Below are 17986 nucleotides of genomic sequence, written 5' to 3' on the forward strand. Positions count from 1 at the left end.
CGTCCTGCGCAAGTGCCGGCGTTGCCAAGACCGCGACTGCCGCGACGCTGGCGAGCAAAAATGTCCTGATCATCATAGCGAAACCCCCTGTTGGTTGGCTGATTCCCCTCAGAGAGCATCAAATGTATATACAGGTCAACAGGAATTTATCGAATCATATCAATTAGTTATTCCGCAGAATTTAGGCGCAGAACATGTGTTAAATACGCATCCGAATGCTCTACCCCTCATCGATTTTAAAATTTTTTTTCGGATAGAGATCCGTTCGCGCAAGGAGCGAGGCGAAGCCGCTCCCAGCTTCCTCACGAAATGACAAGACAAGCCGGCCGACGCAGCGCGATGCAGCAGTCGCAAGACTGCTCAACGCGCAAATATCTGTTCCAGCAAAGCGCGCGAGCGGTTGGGCTCCGCCGAAAAGCGCGGGCCTTGCATCGTCGGGTCCCACCCAATCCATCCGGAGCGGTCAGGCGGTGAAAACCATCGCTTTCCCGTCCGCGCCGAATGCCATCACGTCGAATGCGTCCACGCTTCCATCCGGCATTTCCATTCCCGGCGAACCGCGCGGCATGCCGGGTACGGCGAGACCGCGAAGGTCGCGTGGCCGGTCGTCGAGGAGTCTGGCGACATGCCGCATTGGTACATGTCCCTCGATCGCGTAGCCGCCGACTATGGCGGTGTGGCAGGACGCCATTTGCCGGGGGACACCATATCGCGCCTTCACGGCAGCCATGTCGGCGCGGTTCTCCACGGTTACGGCATAGCCCTCGGCACGGGCGATCTCTGCCCAGGCCTCGCAGCAGCCGCATTCGGGGTCGCGATAGACGAGCATGGTTTCGGCGCTCGTCGTCCCGGCAAGCGGCTCGCTCGCCGGCCGCCTGTTCCCGCGGTCAGCAGCCGAACCCGAGGACGAATTGCATGCCGCAAGCGCCATTCCGGATCCGGCCGCAACCAGGCCGAGAAGATGGCGGCGGGTCATCGAACCTTTCATGTCATTTCTCCAAAAACATGGCTTCCATCCCGCATGTCACCTAGAACCAGGCCCGCGCCCCCATCACGAAGCTGAAACTGCTCGCGTCCTCGCCTGCAGCACGGGCGAAACGCGCCGTGTCGCCGACCTTGCGCGCCCATTCGATGCCGACATAGGGCGCGAACTCCTTCACAACCTCGTAGCGCAAGCGAAGCCCCAGCTCGAGATCGGAGAGACCCGAGCCGGTTCCGGTTTCGGGGACATTTTGAAGGGCAAAATTAAACTCGGCCATCGGCTGCAGGATCAGCTTCTGAGTAATGCGCTGGTCGTAATAGCCCGCGAGGCGGCCAAGAAGATCGCCCTTGTTCGAAAGGAACAGCGCACCCTCGACCTCGAACCAATATGGGGCGAGTCCCTCGAAACCGATCGTCGCATAGGTGCGGTCGGGGCCAGGTCCAAGATCCTGCCTGATCCCGGCCTGTGCGTTGAAATAGGGGCCGATGGCCCGGCTATAGAGCCCCTGCACCTCGGCGGTTTCGACTCCCTCGCCGAACACGCCCTCGCCTTCGCTCTTGAGCGTCAGCCGGTTGATATCGCCACCATACCAGGCCTCTCCGTCCCAGCGAAAACCGTCCCGGCCCTTGCGCGCCTGATATTCAGCGAGGTTGAAGCTGATGAAAGCGAGGGTTTGCCCGCCGTTTTCCTCCATCATGGCATGCCGGGACCGTTCCATTTCGGCTTTCGGGTAGATGCGGTCGGCATACCAGTCGCCTGGGGGCGCCGGGGCGACGGCATCGCCCGGCGGCAAGTCCGTTCCGCTCGCGCCGTCCATCCCCGGCATCGCCTCCATTCCGGGCATATTTTCCATCCCGGCCATTGTATCGCCGGTGTCGGCCTTCGGGGTACAATGACCCATCGCGGCATGTTCTGGTGGGCAGGTCGGGGCTTCGGGTGCCATGTCCATGCCTTGCATGCTGTCATGGTCCATCGGCACTTCAACCGGCACATCGGGCGCAGGAGCGGCAGCGGGTTTCGAACCGTGCATCGAATGGTCCATCGACTGCGCAGCAGCCGGAACGGCGAAAGCAAGCGGAGCGATTCCCGACAGAAGAAGCGCGATCCGGGTCATTGCGCTTCCTCCTTCGGACGGACGCTGACAACACGCATCATCCCCGCGTGCATGTGATAGAGAAGGTGGCAGTGGAACGCCCAGTCGCCGGGCGCGTCGGCGGTCAGATCGAAGCTCGCGATCCCGCCCGGCTGGACGAGCACCGTATGCTTGCGCGGCGCATGATCGCCTTTCCCCGTGACCAGTTCGAAAAAATGGCCATGCAGATGGATTGGGTGGCTCATCATCGAATCGTTGATAAGATTGATCCGCACCCGCTCGCCCTCGATGAACGGGATCGGTTCGTGATAGTCGGACATCTTGATACCGTCGAACGACCACATGAAACGCTCCATGTTGCCGGTGAGGTGAATGTCGAGCGAGCGCGACGCGGCGCGCACATCGGGGTTGCGCTCGAGCGCGACAAGATCATGGTATGTCAGAACCCGGTGACCGACATCCTCGAGCCCCTGACCCGGCTCGCCCATGCGATCCATCGGCATCGGCGAGATGGTCTGGACGCTCGGGTCGCGCTTGACCTGCGGCGCGACACTGAAATCACGCATGCTGTGCTGCATGCCGCCAGAGCTATGATCCATGCCCGCCATCGCGCCGCCTTCGCCGGCGGGGGTGCAATGGCCCATCTTGGCATGTTCGGGAGGGCAGGACGGGTCGCTCGCGGGCATCGGCATGACGCCCATGTCGCCGCCGCCATGGTCCATCCCCGCCATCGAACCGCCCGACATGTCCATGTCGCCCATGCCCATATCCTTCATCGTCGCGAGCGGACGTTCGCGAAGCGGCGGCACTTCGGCGACCATCCCGGCTCGCGGCGCCAGCGTCGCCCGCCCCATGCCCGACCGGTCATTGGCCTCGGCGACCAGCGTGTAGGCGCGATCCTCGACCGGGGTCACGATGACATCATAGGTTTCGGCCACACCGATCTGGAATTCGTCGATCGCGACCGGGACGACATTCAATCCATCGGCCTGCACGACGGTCATCGAAAGGCCGGGAATGCGGACGTTGAAGATCGACATGGCCGAGGCGTTGATGATCCGCAGCCGCACGCGTTCGCCGGGATTGAACAGCGCGGTCCAATTATCCTTCGGACCATGGCCGTTGACGAGATAGGTATAGGTCGATCCGGTCACGTCGGCGATGTCGGTTGGATCCATGCGCATCTTGCCCCAGTCGATGCGCTCCGCGAGCGGCTGGTCCTTGCCAGCGAGGAGGCCGGCAAGCGTCTGGCGTTGCATGTTGAAATGGCCGGGATCGACCTTGAGCTTGTGGAAAATCGCCTCGGGCGAGAGCTGGCTGTGATCCGAAAGGACCACGACATGTTCGCGGTCATAGCCGATAGGGTCGGGTTCGGCGGGATCGATGACGATCGGCCCGTAATGGCCAAGCTGTTCCTGAAGCCCCGAGTGGCTGTGATACCAGTAGGTGCCCGACTGGACGACCGGGAATTCGTAAACAAAGGTCGAGCGCGGCTTGATGCCCGGAAAGCTGATGCCGGGGACACCGTCCATCTGGAAGGGCAGGATTATGCCGTGCCAGTGGATCGAGCTGTCCTCGTCGAGATCATTGACGACGGTAAGGCGCGCGGTCTGCCCTTCCTTGAGCCGCACGAGCGGCGCAGGCACCGTGCCGTTGATCCCTATTGCGCGGCTTAATTTTCCGTCGATTCGCATCGTCTGGCGCGCGATGCGCAGCGTAATATCGTTGCCGGATACGGTAGGAACAGGAGCGGTAGCGCCCGAAGACACCGGCTGGGCCCAAGCGGGGAACCATGCGGCCATTGCCGCGGCGGCGCCTCCGCCCAAAGCTCCACTGACGAAACGACGCCTTTCCATCTGCATATTCTTTCCGACCGTTATTGACTCTTCCTATAGCCATACGCGGCCGAGACGGCCGTCCCTCAACAAAAATGCTCTTGATAGATAGCTACCACGCGAAACGAACAGCCCATGGGTCAATCCTGCACGTTCATGTTCCTGCGAGCAATTCCCTGAGCTTCGTCCGCGCGCGATAGAGGCGGGTCTCAACCGTCTTCTCGCTCACCTGCAAGATGGCGGCGGTCTCGGCCTGGCTGACCTCATCGACGCCGCGCAGTATCAGAACCTCGCGCAAATTATTCGGCAATTGATCGATTGCCTGGCGCACTCGCGCAATCTCAAGTTTGTCGGTCACCGCGGCGTCGGGCGCAGGGCTATCGCTAGCCACATGATGGGCGCTCTGGAGCGGAAGCGCGCGGGAAAAAAAGGCCCGCACCTTGCGCCGGCGCGCCCAGTCGCGACATTTGTTGAGCGCGATCCGGGCAATCCACGCGCGGAAGGGGCGATCGCCATCGAAGCGGCCGAGCGCCGCCAGACCCGATATGAACGTCTCCTGCGTCAAATCCAGCGCCTCATCGGCATCGCCGATCTGCTTGACGATCAGTCGGTAGACACCAGCCTTGTAGCGGCGCAGAAATTCGCGACAAACTTCGTCGCCGCGGGTGTCGGCAAGCGCCGCCAGTTCCTGATCGCTACATTGCGTCAGGTCGATATTCACCGCGCGTCGGCGGTCAGCGCCTTGACCACGCTCTTGTCGAACATTTCCGCCTGGGCGGGGGTCAGCACCCCTCGCATCGCGAATAAATGCCGGAGCGTTTCCTTTTGCAGATCGCCCATCACCCGGTGCGTTTCGTCGATCGCCTCGGTGACGCGCGGCCCATAGCCATGTTCGGCCTCGATCGCCTGCGCAAGCCGCACATTAGCGCCCCGCATCTCGAGCTCGAGCGCCCTGCGGCGCACCGTGAAGTCGGTTTCGATCTTATCCAGCTTCGCCTTCTGCGCCGCCGTCAGATCGAGATCGCCGTGAAGAAGCGCGTGCAATTCCGTTTCACTCGCCTTCGGCGCGTCGGATACGGCGCGGCCCACAAAGACACCCGCAATTGCCGCGGCGAATGCGATGAGTCCCACAAGGATGAGGCGGCGTGATGCCATCCTATTGCGTGTCCAGCAGGCTCGAGGGGGCCAGAGCGCTCGACGGGCCAAAGGGGCTGAGCGGGCTTGCCGCGACCGCCGGCTGCGATACCGCACTTCCCGCAACCATTCCGCCGCCGAGCGAGACAAAAGCGGCAAGTGCCATGATGCGGCGCATCGCCACCGCTTCGCGGCGACGGATTCGGAGCGCGCCCATGACGCGGTCGTCGAGCGCATCGAGCGCAGCGGGCAAGTCGACCCGTTTCAAAATGCGAAGTTCCTCATCCATGGATCGTCTCTTCCAGCTGTTCCGTAATCCTAAATACGCGCCGAAGCGCGCCATCCCTCACATCGCGATCATGGCACAATATTTGAGGGCCATGCCAATATCCTGCGTATTAGCAGGACAGACACGCAATTGGAGGTGTTTCATGTTCAAATCGCTTCTCCCCTCGGCTGCCGCCGCTTTTGCCCTCTTGCTTATGCCGGCCGCCGCCAACGCGCACACAAAGCTCGTCGGCTCGACGCCGGCCGCCAATTCGACCGTTGCCAAAGTGACGTCGGTCAATTTGCAGTTCAACGAGAAGGTGATCGCCTCGACGCTCAAGACCGAACTGGTCATGACCGGAATGCCCGGCATGGCCAATCACGCGCCGATGAAGGTGCCTTACTCGTCGATGATGGGCAAGGACGGCAAGTCGGCGATGCTGATGCTCAAGCGGCCGCTCTCGCCCGGAACCTACAAGGTCAGCTGGTCGGCCGCGGGCGCCGACACGCATCGTATGGGCAGCGAATTCAGCTTCACCGTCAAGTAAGGCGGTGAGCGACCCCCTATTGATCGGCATCAGGTTCGCGCTCTACGCGGACCTGATGCTCATCGCCGGCCTCGCGACGTTCCCGCTCTATGCGCTGACCCGAAGCGAACGCCTTGCGCCGCAGTCGATGATGGCCGCGATCTGGCGCGCTGAGCGATGGCTCTGCACCGCCGGACTGCTTCTCTCCATCTTGGGAATGGGCGTGCTCGCGGCTTCGATGCAGGGCGTAAGCCTATTATCGCTGGAACTCCAGCCTTTCTGGGACCTTGTACGCGAGACCGACGTCGGGACAGCCTGGGTCTACCGGAGCGCAGCGCTGCTGCTCGCGCTGGCAGTCCCGATCTGGATGGTCCGCTGGCCGACAACTTCGGCCGCCGTACTCGCGGCCGCAGGCTCGGTGGCCGTCGCGAGTCTGGTCTGGTCCGGCCACGCCGGCGCGACCGAAGGTGCCGTAGGCACCGTGCACCGGATCAGCGACATCTTGCACCTGATCGCAGCCGCCGTCTGGATCGGCGCGATCGGCGCCTTCCTGATCCTGATCTCACCGCGCCATGTCCGCGAATGGCCGGGCGGACTCCAAATTGCGGTGCGGAGCCTCGATCAATTCTCGCGCGTCGGCACGATCTGCGTCCTCGTCATCGCCGCCACCGGCCTCATCAATAGCCAGATGATCGTCGGCGCCGAGAATCTCGGCCGGTCTCTCGCGTCGCCCTATGGACAATTGCTCCTTGCCAAGCTCGCGCTGTTTGGACTGATGCTTGCGCTCGCGGCCGCCAATCGCTGGCGACTGACGCCTGCGCTCGCGGTGGCGGCTGCAGGCGACGATGCAGAAAGCGTCGATTCCGATCCAGATGCAGCGCTCGCGGCCATGCGCAGGAGCCTGATCATCGAAGCGTCGGCCGCGCTCGCCATACTCGCGCTGGTTGCCTGGTTCGGGACGCTCGAACCCTTCGTCGCCGCCGATCCGGTTTGACGCTCAGCACCGCCTCTTGGTCCGGCTCGATCATGCTCGGGACCGGCTGGGCATTGATCGATGCGCGCATCGGGACCAGCCGTCCCCATAGCCATGTGGCGCATCAGATCAGCCTCGCCGTCGAACGCGACCTCGAAATTTCCGGCGACGCCGACATGATAGTCCCTGCCGGACACGCCGTTGCCATAGCATCGCAAGTCCGGCACTGCCTGGGGCCGCCGGGCGCCCTCGTGCGGTCATTTTATCTCGACCCGCTTTTTCGTGCCGGCACCGGGCTGTCCGTCGGATCGATGCCGATCCTGTTGACGCCGGGTGAGTTGGCCGGCCTCGACGGGAAAGCAAGCGGCGCGGACGCGAAGCGCTGGGCGTCCGGCTATCTCGATCGGTCGCGGGCGCATCCGGTGGATGCACGCCTGTCCGAGGCGCTCGCGGCCCCTGATGATTTGTCGAGTGCCCGCGCCCTGGCCGACGTTGCCTGCCTCTCACCCTCGCGCCTGCGCGAAATCGTCAACCGCGACTTCGGCGTGCCTCCGGCCAAATTGCTGCAATGGCTCCAGCTTCAGCGCGCAGTGCGGACGCTGGTCGGCGGCGGAGGTCTCGCCGACGCCGCGGCGGCGGGAGGCTTTGCCGATCAGTCACACTTCACGCGCCGCTGCGCCCAATGGCTCGGAGTGACGCCTTCGGCTGGCCTCAGCGCCTTCGCTTTCGAAATCGTGCCCTGAGCGGCATGCGCCTGGCTCCGGCGAAACATTCAAGACGGGCGCGCCAGCTCGCCCCTAAACGTCTCGTCGAGACCCGCGCGTGGCCGCAATCCAGCGGCAAGCCAAAGCGTCGAAAGGAGACGGCCATGCCCGACCCGATACCCGAGGCGCGTTCCTACACGCCAGCGGCAGGATATCACTTCCTGACGCCCTTTTATGATTTCGGCGTCGCGGTGACTACGCGCGAGCGCGTGTGGCGCGACCGTCTCGTTCACCATATGGCGCTCGCCGAAGGAGAGGTCATTCTCGACATCGGTTCGGGTACGGGCAATCTCGCGCTGGCGATCGCCCGCCATAGCCCGGGCGTCCGCTATCTTGGCATCGACCCCGACGAAGTAGCAACGCGAATTGCCCAAACCAAGACCGCGCAGATTGTTCCACCGCCGGAGTTTCGTGTTGGCTTTTTCGGGGCTTCGGCGATCGATGACTGGCCTTCGCCCGCCAAGATAGCGCTTTGCCTCGTTCTTCATCAGGTCGGGCTTGAGGAAAAAGCACGCCTGCTTCGCGAGGCCTGGCAGGTGCTCGCACCCGGCGGCAAACTCTATGTCGCGGACTATGGGGAACAGCGCAGCCGCCTCATGCGGTTGCTGTTCCGCCTGACGATCCAGCAGCTCGATGGCGTCCAAGACACCCAACCCAATGCCGATGGATTGCTACCGGTGCTGATGAGAGAGGCCGGCTTTCGCGATGTTCGCGAACCTGAGACGTTTCGCACGCCAACCGGTGCGATCGCGATCATCGAGGCCAACAAACCCCGGATCTGATTGCACAGGGCAAAGAAAATCCGAGGGATAACCGCTCTTCTTGCGTATCGATAGGAGCGGCTTCATTCTGGAACCGTCAGGGAAAGCCGCCTACGGCGAACACGGCCGGCGGCGTTCGGACGCCCCGCCACCAAGCGGGCATCCTACATGTACAGGAGCGGCGACGATGCACGATCATCAGGGCGCGGAAAAAGGCAGAGGGAGCACCACCGATCCGGTCTGCGGCATGACGGTCGATCCGGCCACCACGCCGCACAAGGCGACGCACGGCGGCAACCATCATCATTTTTGCAGCGCGGGCTGCCTCGCCAAATTCGAGGCCGATCCCGATCTTTACGCCGCAAAAAGCGAGCCGACCGCAGCCGACGCACCCGAGGGGGCCATCTGGACCTGCCCGATGCATCCCGAGATCCAACGCCCCGGCCCTGGAAGCTGCCCGATCTGCGGCATGGCACTCGAGCCCGTCATGCCAACCGCGTCGGACGGCCCCAGCGAAGAATATCACGACATGCGGCGTCGCTTCTGGGTCGGCCTCCTTCTCGCCCTTCCAGTCTTTGCACTTGAGATGGGCGGCCATGCCCTTCCAGTCTTTGCACTTGAGATGGGCGGCCATTTGACGGGCCTCCACGAGGTCGTCGGCCGCCAGACGAGCAACTTGATCCAGATGTTGCTCGCGACCCCCGTCGTTTTATGGGCTGGCTGGCCCTTCTTCGAGCGCGCCTGGCTCTCGATCCGCAACAAGAGCCTCAACATGTTCACCCTCATTGCGATGGGAACGGGCGTTGCCTGGGGCTACAGCATGATCGCGGCGATTGTCCCGCAAATCTTCCCGGCAGCCTTCCGCGCCGCCGACGGCTCGGTCGCGGTCTATTTCGAGGCCGCCGCGGTAATCACGGTGCTGGTGCTGCTCGGGCAGGTGCTCGAACTCAGGGCCCGCGAGACGACGAGCGGCGCAATCCGCGCGCTACTTGACCTGACGCCGAAGCTCGCCCGGCGCGTCCGCGCTGACGGGAGCGACGAAGAGGTCGCGCTCGAGGAGGTCGCGGTCGGCGACATGCTGCGCATCCGTCCGGGCGAAAAAGTCCCCGTCGATGGCATCGTCGCAGAAGGCCGCGGAACGGTGGACGAATCGATGGTCACGGGCGAGTCGATGCCGGTGACCAAGGAGGCCGGCGCGGCGCTGATCGGCGGGACGATCAACCAGACCGGCGGCCTGCTCATGCGCAGCGAGAAGGTCGGGCGCGATACGATGCTCGCGCGGATCGTACAGATGGTCGCCGACGCGCAGCGCAGCCGGGCGCCGATCCAGCGTCTTGCCGATACCGTTTCGGGCTGGTTCGTACCCGGCGTCATAGTGGTCGCCATTGTCGCTTTCATTGTCTGGTCGCTTCTCGGCCCCGCGCCTGCCATGGCCTATGGCCTTATCGCCGCCGTCTCGGTGCTCATCATCGCCTGCCCCTGCGCGCTCGGCCTCGCTACGCCGATGTCGATCATGGTCGGCGTGGGTCGCGGCGCCGAAGCCGGCGTGCTGATCAAGAATGCCGAGGCGCTTGAACGGATGGAGAAGGTCGACACGCTCGTCGTCGACAAGACCGGGACGCTGACCGAAGGCAGACCCTCGGTCGTCGCGATCGAAGTCGCCGACGGCTTCGAGGAGCAGGATGTGCTGCGGATCGCCGCGAGCCTCGAGCGCAGCAGCGAACATCCATTGGCGGCCGCGATCGTCAGGGCGGCCGAAGACCGCGGCCTCGCGCTGGTGGAGCCATCGGGGGTCGACCAGCCGGTCGGCAAGGGCATCGTCGGGGCGGTCGACGACAAGGCGATCGTCCTTGGCAATGCGAGCTTTCTCGAAGAATATGACGTCGATCTGGGCGCACTCGCCGCGGCGGCCGACCGCCTTCGCACTGACGGCGCGACGGCGATCTACATCGCGGTCAACGGCAAGGCGGCCGGCGTCATCGCTATCGCAGATCCGGTCAAGGAGACGACGAGCGACGCACTCGCGGCGCTGCGCGAAGCCGGAATCAAGGTCATCATGCTCACCGGCGACAATCGCGTCACCGCCGAGGCGATCGCACGGCGGCTCGGCATCGACAATGTCGAGGCCGACGTCCTCCCCGACCAGAAGAGCGCCGTCGTCCAGCGGCTGCGCGAAGAGGGCGGGATCGTCGCCATGGCCGGCGACGGGGTCAACGACGCCCCCGCGCTTGCCGCCGCCGATGTCGGCATCGCCATGGGTTCGGGAACCGACGTCGCCATCGAAAGCGCGGGCGTCACACTATTGCGCGGCGACCTCCTCGGCATCGTGCGGGCGCGGCATCTCAGCCATGCGACAATGGCGAATATCCGCCAGAATCTCTTCTTCGCCTTCGCCTATAATGCCGCGGGCATTCCGGTGGCGGCGGGCGTGCTTTACCCGATCTTCGGGCTGCTCCTGTCGCCGATCATCGCCGCCGCGGCGATGGCGCTCTCGTCGGTGAGCGTGATCGCCAATTCGCTGCGGCTGCGGTTCGTGAAAATCTGATCGAAGCGTCGCCGCGCCGTTCGGCGGCGGGTATTGAGAAAGGGAGAATGGGGATGAGAGGTTTCATTGCAGCGGCGATCGGACTGGCGCTGGCCATGGCGATTCCCGCCCAAGCGGCCGCAACCCCGGATTATCAGGCGGCCGCCGCGACGCTGGCGCAATATAAGCAGGCGATCGAGAGCCGCGACCTGTCGGGCGTCGAAGCCCTGTTCGCGCCCGACGCCCAGATCTTCGAGTCGGGCGGCGTCGAAGGAAATTTCGCCCATTATCGCGACCATCATCTCGCGCCCGAGCTCAAGGCGTTCAGGTCCTTCGCCTTCAAGGACTATAAGGTTTCGGTGCGGGGCGAAGGCGAGGTTGCGATCGCCACCGAGACCTATTCCTACACGATCATACTCGCGAGCGGCGAAACGGTCGAACGTGATGGCGTTGCGACGAGCGTGCTTAAGTGGACGGACGGCAAATGGCGGATCATCAGCCTGCACAGTTCTTCGCGCAAGCCGAAGGCCTGATGGCGGCGGGCGGGGCAAGGATTATCTGGCCCGGGTGTAACCGCGGAGGGGCTGCTCACGAACAACGCAGCAGTCCAGGCGCCGCAATTTCAGTTTGACGCCAGGAGTGACAAGGAACATGCTTCGACCGTGAAACGTTGGCTTTCTCTGCTGCTTCTCTTCGGAGCTGTGCTGGGCCTTCTCGGCCAGGAAGCCGCGTTTGCGTCTGCTCCGGCAATCCCGATGTCCGATACGACAACCGCGGCGACGTCGATGAGCGACGAGTGCGCCGAAATGATGGGAATGGACAAATCCGAGGGCGACGCGCCCTGCAAGGGTCTGACGTTCGATTGCATTGCCAAGATGGGTTGCGCGCTCCCGCCCCTCGTCATTTCGTCGCCCATGCTGATCGTGGCGGCGACTCACATGACAGGGCTGCTCGACCCGCTACCGATCCAGCCGCTGGATGGCCGGACATTCGGGCCCGAACCCAATCCACCGCTAATTCTCGGCTGAATTGCACGATGCCCGCCGACCCGTTTCGGCGCTCATTTTCTTGCTTTCTCAACCGAGGAATTCAACATGAAACCGCTTTTTGCCGTTGCCGCGCTCGCGGCAGCGACGCTTGCCGCTCCCGTTTTTGCCCAAGTGCAATCGGGCGGCCGTTATGAATGGCAGACCCGCCAGGTTCCGGGACCGAACAAGTCCAATGCCACGTCGCGAGTCCGCGTCTGGGTGAAGGACAAACCGGCGCAAATGGCCGAGTGCGATTGCGACATGATGAAGGCCGATCCGGCCGGTTGCATGAAGAAAATGTCCCGCGGCTCCATGCCACACCCCGGCGCGTAAAGCTCTCCGCCCTCGGCACAGAGGCGTCGGGGGCGGTCTTGTCCGGTCCACAAAAGGGGACATCATGCGCAATTTTTTTGCGGCGACCATGCTGATCGCGCTGCCCGCGACGCTTCATGCCGAGCCGTTGACACTCGACGCCGCGCTGCGGCTGGCCGAAACCCAGGCGCCCGAACTGCGCGGACGCGAAGCGGGGATCGACGCCGCCGAGTCGGCGGCGATCGCGGCCGACCGGTTGCCCGATCCCAAACTCGATCTGGCCATCAAGGATTTCCCGGTCACCGGCCCCGACGCGGGCCGCCTCAACCGCGACAATTTCACGATGCAGGTGATCGGTATCAGCCAGGAATTCACCCATCCCGCCAAGCGCCGGGCGCGTGCGACGCGCGCGCTGGCCGAAATCGGGATCGCGCGCGCCGACGAAGCGGTCGCGGCGCAGGACGTCCGGCTGGCGACGGCGCTCGCCTGGATCGACCTTTTCTATGCCAAGAAACGGCTCAAGAAGCTCGAATTGCTCGATGCCGAGCTCGACGATTTGCAGGCGACGGTGACCGCGCGGTTGGCCAGCGGCGCGGCGCGGCCGGCGCAGGCGCTCGAACCCGAACAGCTCCGCGCCGAGATTCAGGATCGCCGCAGCGGGCTCGCCGCCGAGGTTGCGCGCGCCCGCGCGCAGCTCGCGCGCTTCACCGGCGACGCCGCCGCCGACACGGCAGGCGCGCCGCCGCCGCCGGTCGTCGATGAAAGCGCGCTGCGCTCCGGAATCGACGCGCTGCCGCGGCTGCGCGCGCTCGATGCGCGCGCGCTGGCGGCCGATGCCGAAACCGGGCTCGCACGCGCCGACAAGCGGCCCGACTGGAACGTCTCGGCGGCCTATGGGCGGCGCGAGCCCAATTATGGCGACCTCGTCACGCTCGGCGTCACCATCGACTTGCCGCTCTTCGCCAAGAAGCGGCAGGACCCGAAGATCTCCGCGCGGGCGAGCGAGGCGACGCGCGCGCGGCTCGATCGCGAAGCGGCAAAGCGCGACATCGCCGCGGCCCTCGACGCCGATCTCGCCGATCATCACATGCATCACGAACAGCTCGGCAATGCGCAGTCGCGGCTGGTGCCACTGGCGAAGAAGCGCGCCGAGCTTGACCTCGCCAGCTACGCCGCCGGCCAGCTCGACCTCGGGACCGCATTGCTCTCGACGCTCGCGCTGGCCGAAGCCGAAGTGGATGTACTGGCGCGCGAGGCCGAGGTCGCGCGCGACGCGATCCGGATCAATTATATCTATGGGGAGACAGGGCGATGACCGAAGCGACGACAGCGGTGCGGTGGCGCGCCGGGATTTTGGCCGCGGTGCTGATCGCGGGCGGCGGCGGTTACTGGATCGGGCAGCGCGGCGCGGACGACGTGCCGACGGGCGCCACAAGCGATGGGCGCAAGATCCTCTATTATTACGACCCGATGTTCCCGAACCAGAAGTTCGACAAGCCGGGCAAGTCGCCCTTCATGGATATGGAGCTGGAACCCAAATATGCCGACGAAGGCGGCGGGGCCGACGCCGCGCCGGGCTTTTCGATCGATCCGTCGGCGATGCAAAATCTCGGAATGCGCGTCGTCGCCGCCGAGATGGGCAGCCTCGCGGCGACCTTCGACGTCACCGGCGCGGTCGATTTCAACGAACGCGACGTCGCGATCGTCCAGGCGCGTTCGGACGGCTTTGTCGAGCGCGTCTATCGGCTGGCCCCGGGCGACGTCATCGGCGCCGGGACGCCGATCGCCGATGTTCAGTCGCCCGATTGGGGCGGCGCGCAGACCGAATATCTGAGCGTCAAGAAGCTCGGCCGGCCCGAGCTGACAGCGGCGGCGCGGCAGCGGCTGCGTCTGATCGGCATGTCCGACGCCGTTATCAACCGGGTCGATCGGACCGGGCGGACAAGCGGAACCGTTACGATCAGTTCGCCGATCGGCGGCGTCGTGCAGAGCCTCAGCGCGCGGGCGGGCGTTACGCTGGCGCAGGGCCAGACGCTCGCCGAAATCTCGGGGCTGGCCACCGTCTGGCTAAACGCCTCCTTGCCCGAGGCTCAGGCCGGGGCGGTGCGCGTCGGCCAGCGCGCGGTTGCGACGCTCACCGCCTTTCCCGGCGAAACATTTGGCGGGCGCGTCATCGCGATCCTGCCGACGACGCAGGTCGACAGCCGGACGCTGACCGTGCGCATCGAACTCGCCAATCGCGGCGGCCGGCTGCGCCCGGGCATGTTCGCCAATGTCACGCTCGGCGGCAACGCCAAACCCGCGCTGCTGGTGCCGAGCGAGGCGGTCATCCGCACCGGCACGCGCAGCATCGTCATGCTGGCGACGGGCGACGGGCGCTATCATCCCGCCGAAGTGCAAACAGGGCGCGAGGGCGGCGGCCAGACCGAAATCCTGCAGGGGCTGGCGGTGGGCGAGAGGGTCGTCGCATCGGGCCAGTTCCTGCTCGATTCCGAGGCGAGCCTGACCGGCATCGCCGTCCGCCCGCTCGGTGACGCGAAATGATCGAGCGGATCATTCGCGCCTCGGTCGCGGCACGCGGACTGGTCGTTGCCGCGGCACTGATCCTGACCCTCGTCGGTGTCGCCGCAGTGCGGACGACCCCAGTCGATGCGATTCCCGATCTGTCGGACGTTCAGGTCATCATCCGCACCACCTATCCGGGGCAGGCGCCGCGGATCGTCGAGGATCAGGTGACCTATCCGATCAGTTCGACGATGCTGTCGGTGCCGGGCGCGCGCGTCGTGCGCGGCTATAGCTTTGTCGGCGACAGTTTCGTCTATGTGCTGTTCGACGACGACACCGACCTGTATTGGGCGCGCAGCCGGGTGCTCGAATATCTGAGCCAGGTGCAGGGAAAATTGCCCGACGGCGCGACCGCGTCGATCGGACCCGATGCGACCGGCGTCGGCTGGATCTATGAATATGCGCTGGTCGACAAAAACGGACGGCATGATCTGGCCGAACTGCGCTCGATCCAGGACTGGTTCCTGCGTTACGAATTGAAAGCCGTCCCCGACGTCGCCGAGGTCGCGACCATCGGCGGGATGGTCAAACAATATCAGATCATCCTCGATCCCCAAAAACTGGCATCCTATGGCGTCACCGTGCGCGAAGTCAGCGACGCCCTGACCGCCGCCAATCAGGAAACCGGCGGCGCGACGGTCGAACTGGCCGAGGCCGAATATATAGTTCGCGCCAGCGGCTATCTGAAGACCCTCGACGATTTCCGCGCCGTGTCGATCCGCACCGCCGCGGGCGGAGTCCCGGTGACGGTGGGCGACATTGCGACGGTGCAAATCGGTCCCGAGATGCGGCGCGGAATCGCTGAACTTGATGGCGAAGGCGAAGTCACCGGCGGGGTGATCGTCATGCGGCAAGGCAAGAACGCCCGCGAGGTGATCGAGAATGTCCGGGCCAAGCTGAATTCGCTAAAGGCCAGCCTTCCGCCGGGGGTGGAGATCGTCACCACCTATGACCGCTCGGGGCTGATCGACCGCGCGGTCGATAATCTGACCTCGAAGCTCGTCGAGGAATTCATCGTCGTGGCGATCGTCTGTGCGCTGTTCCTGTGGCACGCGCGATCGGCCCTGGTGGCGATTCTGACGCTGCCGCTCGGCATCCTCATCGCCTTCATCGCGATGCGCGCACAAGGCCTGAACGCCAATATATTGTCGCTCGGCGGCATCGCGATCGCGATCGGAGCGATGGTCGATGCAGCGGTCGTGATGATCGAAAATGCGCACAAGCATATCGAACGCTGGGCGCACGAGAATCCCGACCGGAAATTGGAAGGGACCGAACGCTGGCGCGCGATCACCGGCGCGGCAGCCGAGGTCGGCCCGGCACTGTTCCTCAGCCTGCTCATCATCACTTTTTCCTTCATCCCGATTTTCGCGCTTCAGGGACAGGAGGGTCGGCTGTTCGCGCCGCTCGCCTTCACCAAAACCTATGCGATGGCGGCGGCGGCCCTGCTTTCGATCACGCTCGTCCCGGTGCTGATGGGCTGGCTCATTCGCGGCAAGATTCCCGGCGAGAATGCCAATCCGATCAATCGCTGGCTGACCCGCCTCTACCGCCCCGGGCTCGATTGGGTGCTCGCGCGTCCGAAACAGGCGTTGTTCATCGCCCTACTGGTCTTTGCGACCAGCCTGTGGCCGATGGCGCGGCTTGGCGGCGAGTTCATGCCGCAAATGAACGAAGGCGACCTCCTCTATATGCCCTCGGCGCTGCCCGGGCTTTCGGTGGCCGAAGCGGGCAAATTGCTCCAGCAGACCGACCGTCTGATCAAGACGGTCCCCGAGGTTAGCCGTGTGTTCGGCAAGGCGGGGCGCGCCGACACCGCGACCGATCCGGCGCCGATCGAAATGTTCGAAACGACGATCCAGTTCAAACCCAAGAGCGAATGGCGCGCGGGGATGACACCGGAAAAACTGATCGAGGAACTCGACGCGCGGGTGCGCGTGCCGGGGCTCGCCAATTTCTGGGTGCCGCCGATCCGCAACCGGATCGATATGCTGGCGACGGGGATCAAAAGCCCGATCGGGATCAAGGTCGCGGGATCCGACCTCAAGGCCATCGACGCCAGCGCCAAGCGGATCGAGGATGTCGTCAAGACGGTGCCCGGCGTCGCATCGGCGCTCGCCGAACGGCTCACCGGCGGGCGCTACATCGATGTCCAGATCGATCGCGGTGCAGCGGCGCGCTATGGAATGAACATCGCCGATGTTCAAGCCATCGTATCGGGCGCGATTGGCGGCGCGACGATCGGGCAGACGGTCGAGGGGCTGGCGCGCTATCCGATCAGCGTGCGCTACCCGCGCGAAATCCGCGACAGCCTCGATGAAATCATCAACCTGCCGGTGCTGACCCCGACGCGCCAGCAGATCACGCTCGGCACCGTCGCCGAAGTGCGGATCAGCGACGGTCCGCCGATGCTGCGCAGCGAGAATGGCCGCCCGGTGACCTGGATTTACGTCGATGGCCGCGGGCGCGATTTGCAAACGCTGGTCGCCGACATCCAGGCGGCGATCGCGCGCGAGGTCAAGCTGCCGCCGGGGGTCAGCGTCTCCTACACCGGCCAGTTCGAATTTCTGGTGCGCGCGACCGAGCGGATGAAGATAGTCGTCCCGGTGACGCTCGCGATCATCTTCGGGCTGCTCTATCTGACCTTCCGGCGGCTCGACGAGGCGTTGCTCATCATGGGGACCCTGCCGTTCGCGCTCACCGGCGGGTTGTGGCTGCTCTATCTGCTCGGCTACAACCAGTCGGTCGCGAGCGGCGTCGGCTTTATCGCGCTCGCCGGGGTGTCGGCCGAGTTCGGTGTGGTGATGCTGATCTACCTCAAGCAGGCGCTCGCTGCACGCAGCGACGGCGATGTCGCGGCGGGGGTGCGCGACGGCGCGCTGCTGCGCGTACGGCCCAAGGCGATGACCGTCGCGGTCATCCTCGCAGGCCTGTTCCCGATCCTCGTTGGGACCGGAACCGGCTCCGAGGTGATGAGCCGGATCGCCGCACCGATGGTTGGCGGCATGCTCACCGCGCCGCTGCTGTCGATGTTCATCATTCCCGCCGCTTATCTGCTGATGCGCAGGCGAGCGGCAAAACCAGCTCAACCAAAAGGAGAAACGAAATGAAGAAACTGCCGATCATCGCGCTGGGCCTTGCGCTCGCCGCAGCGCTTGCCGGCTGCGACAAGCAAGGCGAAGCGCCGAAAGCCGAAGAGAAGGCAGCCATGGCCGATGATG

General features: G+C 64.6%; 18 protein-coding genes. 12 read left to right on the forward strand and 6 right to left on the reverse strand.

Annotated elements, in window-relative coordinates:
- On the forward strand, positions 1 to 313 hold a 313-nt coding region (locus ABS88_RS20465), incomplete at its 5' end, for a hypothetical protein (RefSeq protein WP_286750439.1).
- Positions 314 to 463: 150 nt separating this feature from the next.
- On the opposite strand, the gene ABS88_RS20470 is transcribed toward ABS88_RS20465, so the two are convergent.
- From ABS88_RS20470 to ABS88_RS20495, 6 genes are all read right to left on the reverse strand, one after another.
- Positions 464 to 988 carry a DUF411 domain-containing protein gene (locus ABS88_RS20470; protein WP_217373012.1) on the reverse strand — a complete coding sequence of 175 codons (525 nt, stop codon included), beginning with the start codon at positions 986 to 988 and terminating at the stop codon, positions 464 to 466.
- A gap of 40 nt (positions 989 to 1028) precedes the next feature.
- Positions 1029 to 2096, reverse strand: coding sequence for a copper resistance protein B (locus ABS88_RS20475; RefSeq protein WP_217373011.1), 1068 nt, complete (start codon positions 2094 to 2096; stop codon positions 1029 to 1031).
- Positions 2093 to 3937: a copper resistance system multicopper oxidase gene (locus ABS88_RS20480; protein WP_217373010.1), complete on the reverse strand. Its 1845-nt coding sequence runs from the start codon at positions 3935 to 3937 to the stop codon at positions 2093 to 2095. The genes ABS88_RS20475 and ABS88_RS20480 overlap by 4 nt, the downstream gene beginning before the upstream one ends.
- A 127-nt stretch (positions 3938 to 4064) precedes the next feature.
- Positions 4065 to 4631 (reverse strand): RNA polymerase sigma factor, encoded by a 567-nt coding sequence (locus ABS88_RS20485; RefSeq protein WP_217373009.1) that lies wholly within the window; start codon positions 4629 to 4631, stop codon positions 4065 to 4067.
- Positions 4628 to 5065 carry a periplasmic heavy metal sensor gene (locus ABS88_RS20490; RefSeq protein WP_217373008.1) on the reverse strand — a complete coding sequence of 146 codons (438 nt, stop codon included), beginning with the start codon at positions 5063 to 5065 and terminating at the stop codon, positions 4628 to 4630. Before ABS88_RS20490 ends, ABS88_RS20485 begins: the two co-directional genes overlap by 4 nt.
- Before the next feature lies 1 nt (position 5066).
- Positions 5067 to 5387, reverse strand: coding sequence for a hypothetical protein (locus tag ABS88_RS20495; RefSeq protein WP_286750440.1), 321 nt, complete (start codon positions 5385 to 5387; stop codon positions 5067 to 5069).
- 88 nt (positions 5388 to 5475) lie between these two features.
- On the opposite strand from ABS88_RS20495, the gene copC reads away from it, so the two are divergent.
- From copC to ABS88_RS20550, 11 genes are all read left to right on the forward strand, one after another.
- Positions 5476 to 5859 (forward strand): copper homeostasis periplasmic binding protein CopC, encoded by a 384-nt coding sequence (gene copC / locus ABS88_RS20500; RefSeq protein ID WP_217373006.1) that lies wholly within the window; start codon positions 5476 to 5478, stop codon positions 5857 to 5859.
- 19 nt (positions 5860 to 5878) lie between these two features.
- On the forward strand, positions 5879 to 6832 hold the full coding sequence (gene copD / locus ABS88_RS20505) for a copper homeostasis membrane protein CopD (RefSeq protein WP_286750441.1): 954 nt from the start codon (positions 5879 to 5881) through the stop codon (positions 6830 to 6832).
- On the forward strand, positions 6829 to 7554 hold the full coding sequence (locus tag ABS88_RS20510) for a helix-turn-helix domain-containing protein (RefSeq protein WP_286750442.1): 726 nt from the start codon (positions 6829 to 6831) through the stop codon (positions 7552 to 7554). The genes copD and ABS88_RS20510 overlap by 4 nt, the downstream gene beginning before the upstream one ends.
- A gap of 5 nt (positions 7555 to 7559) precedes the next feature.
- On the forward strand, positions 7560 to 8357 hold the full coding sequence (locus ABS88_RS20515; protein WP_286750443.1) for a class I SAM-dependent methyltransferase: 798 nt from the start codon (positions 7560 to 7562) through the stop codon (positions 8355 to 8357).
- A 166-nt stretch (positions 8358 to 8523) separates the two neighbouring features.
- Positions 8524 to 10881, forward strand: a complete 2358-nt coding sequence (locus ABS88_RS20520) for a heavy metal translocating P-type ATPase (RefSeq protein ID WP_286750444.1) — start codon at positions 8524 to 8526, stop codon at positions 10879 to 10881.
- A 53-nt stretch (positions 10882 to 10934) separates the two neighbouring features.
- Entirely contained in the window at positions 10935 to 11393 is a 459-nt protein-coding gene (locus ABS88_RS20525) for a YybH family protein (protein ID WP_217373002.1), read from the forward strand.
- A 129-nt stretch (positions 11394 to 11522) separates the two neighbouring features.
- Positions 11523 to 11888 (forward strand): hypothetical protein, encoded by a 366-nt coding sequence (locus ABS88_RS20530; RefSeq protein WP_186401293.1) that lies wholly within the window; start codon positions 11523 to 11525, stop codon positions 11886 to 11888.
- Positions 11889 to 11954: 66 nt separating this feature from the next.
- The gene (locus tag ABS88_RS20535) at positions 11955 to 12221 is read left to right on the forward strand and encodes a hypothetical protein (RefSeq protein WP_186401294.1); all 267 of its coding nucleotides are present in this window, start codon (positions 11955 to 11957) and stop codon (positions 12219 to 12221) included.
- A gap of 64 nt (positions 12222 to 12285) precedes the next feature.
- Positions 12286 to 13515, forward strand: a complete 1230-nt coding sequence (locus ABS88_RS20540) for a TolC family protein (protein ID WP_186401295.1) — start codon at positions 12286 to 12288, stop codon at positions 13513 to 13515.
- Positions 13512 to 14744: an efflux RND transporter periplasmic adaptor subunit gene (locus ABS88_RS20545; protein WP_186401296.1), complete on the forward strand. Its 1233-nt coding sequence runs from the start codon at positions 13512 to 13514 to the stop codon at positions 14742 to 14744. The genes ABS88_RS20540 and ABS88_RS20545 overlap by 4 nt, the downstream gene beginning before the upstream one ends.
- Complete coding sequence (locus ABS88_RS20550; protein WP_186401297.1) at positions 14741 to 17875, forward strand: efflux RND transporter permease subunit; 3135 nt, start codon at positions 14741 to 14743, stop codon at positions 17873 to 17875. Before ABS88_RS20545 ends, ABS88_RS20550 begins: the two co-directional genes overlap by 4 nt.
- The last annotated feature ends 111 nt before the right edge of the window (positions 17876 to 17986 follow it).

Source organism: Sphingopyxis sp. SCN 67-31, assembly GCF_001725095.1.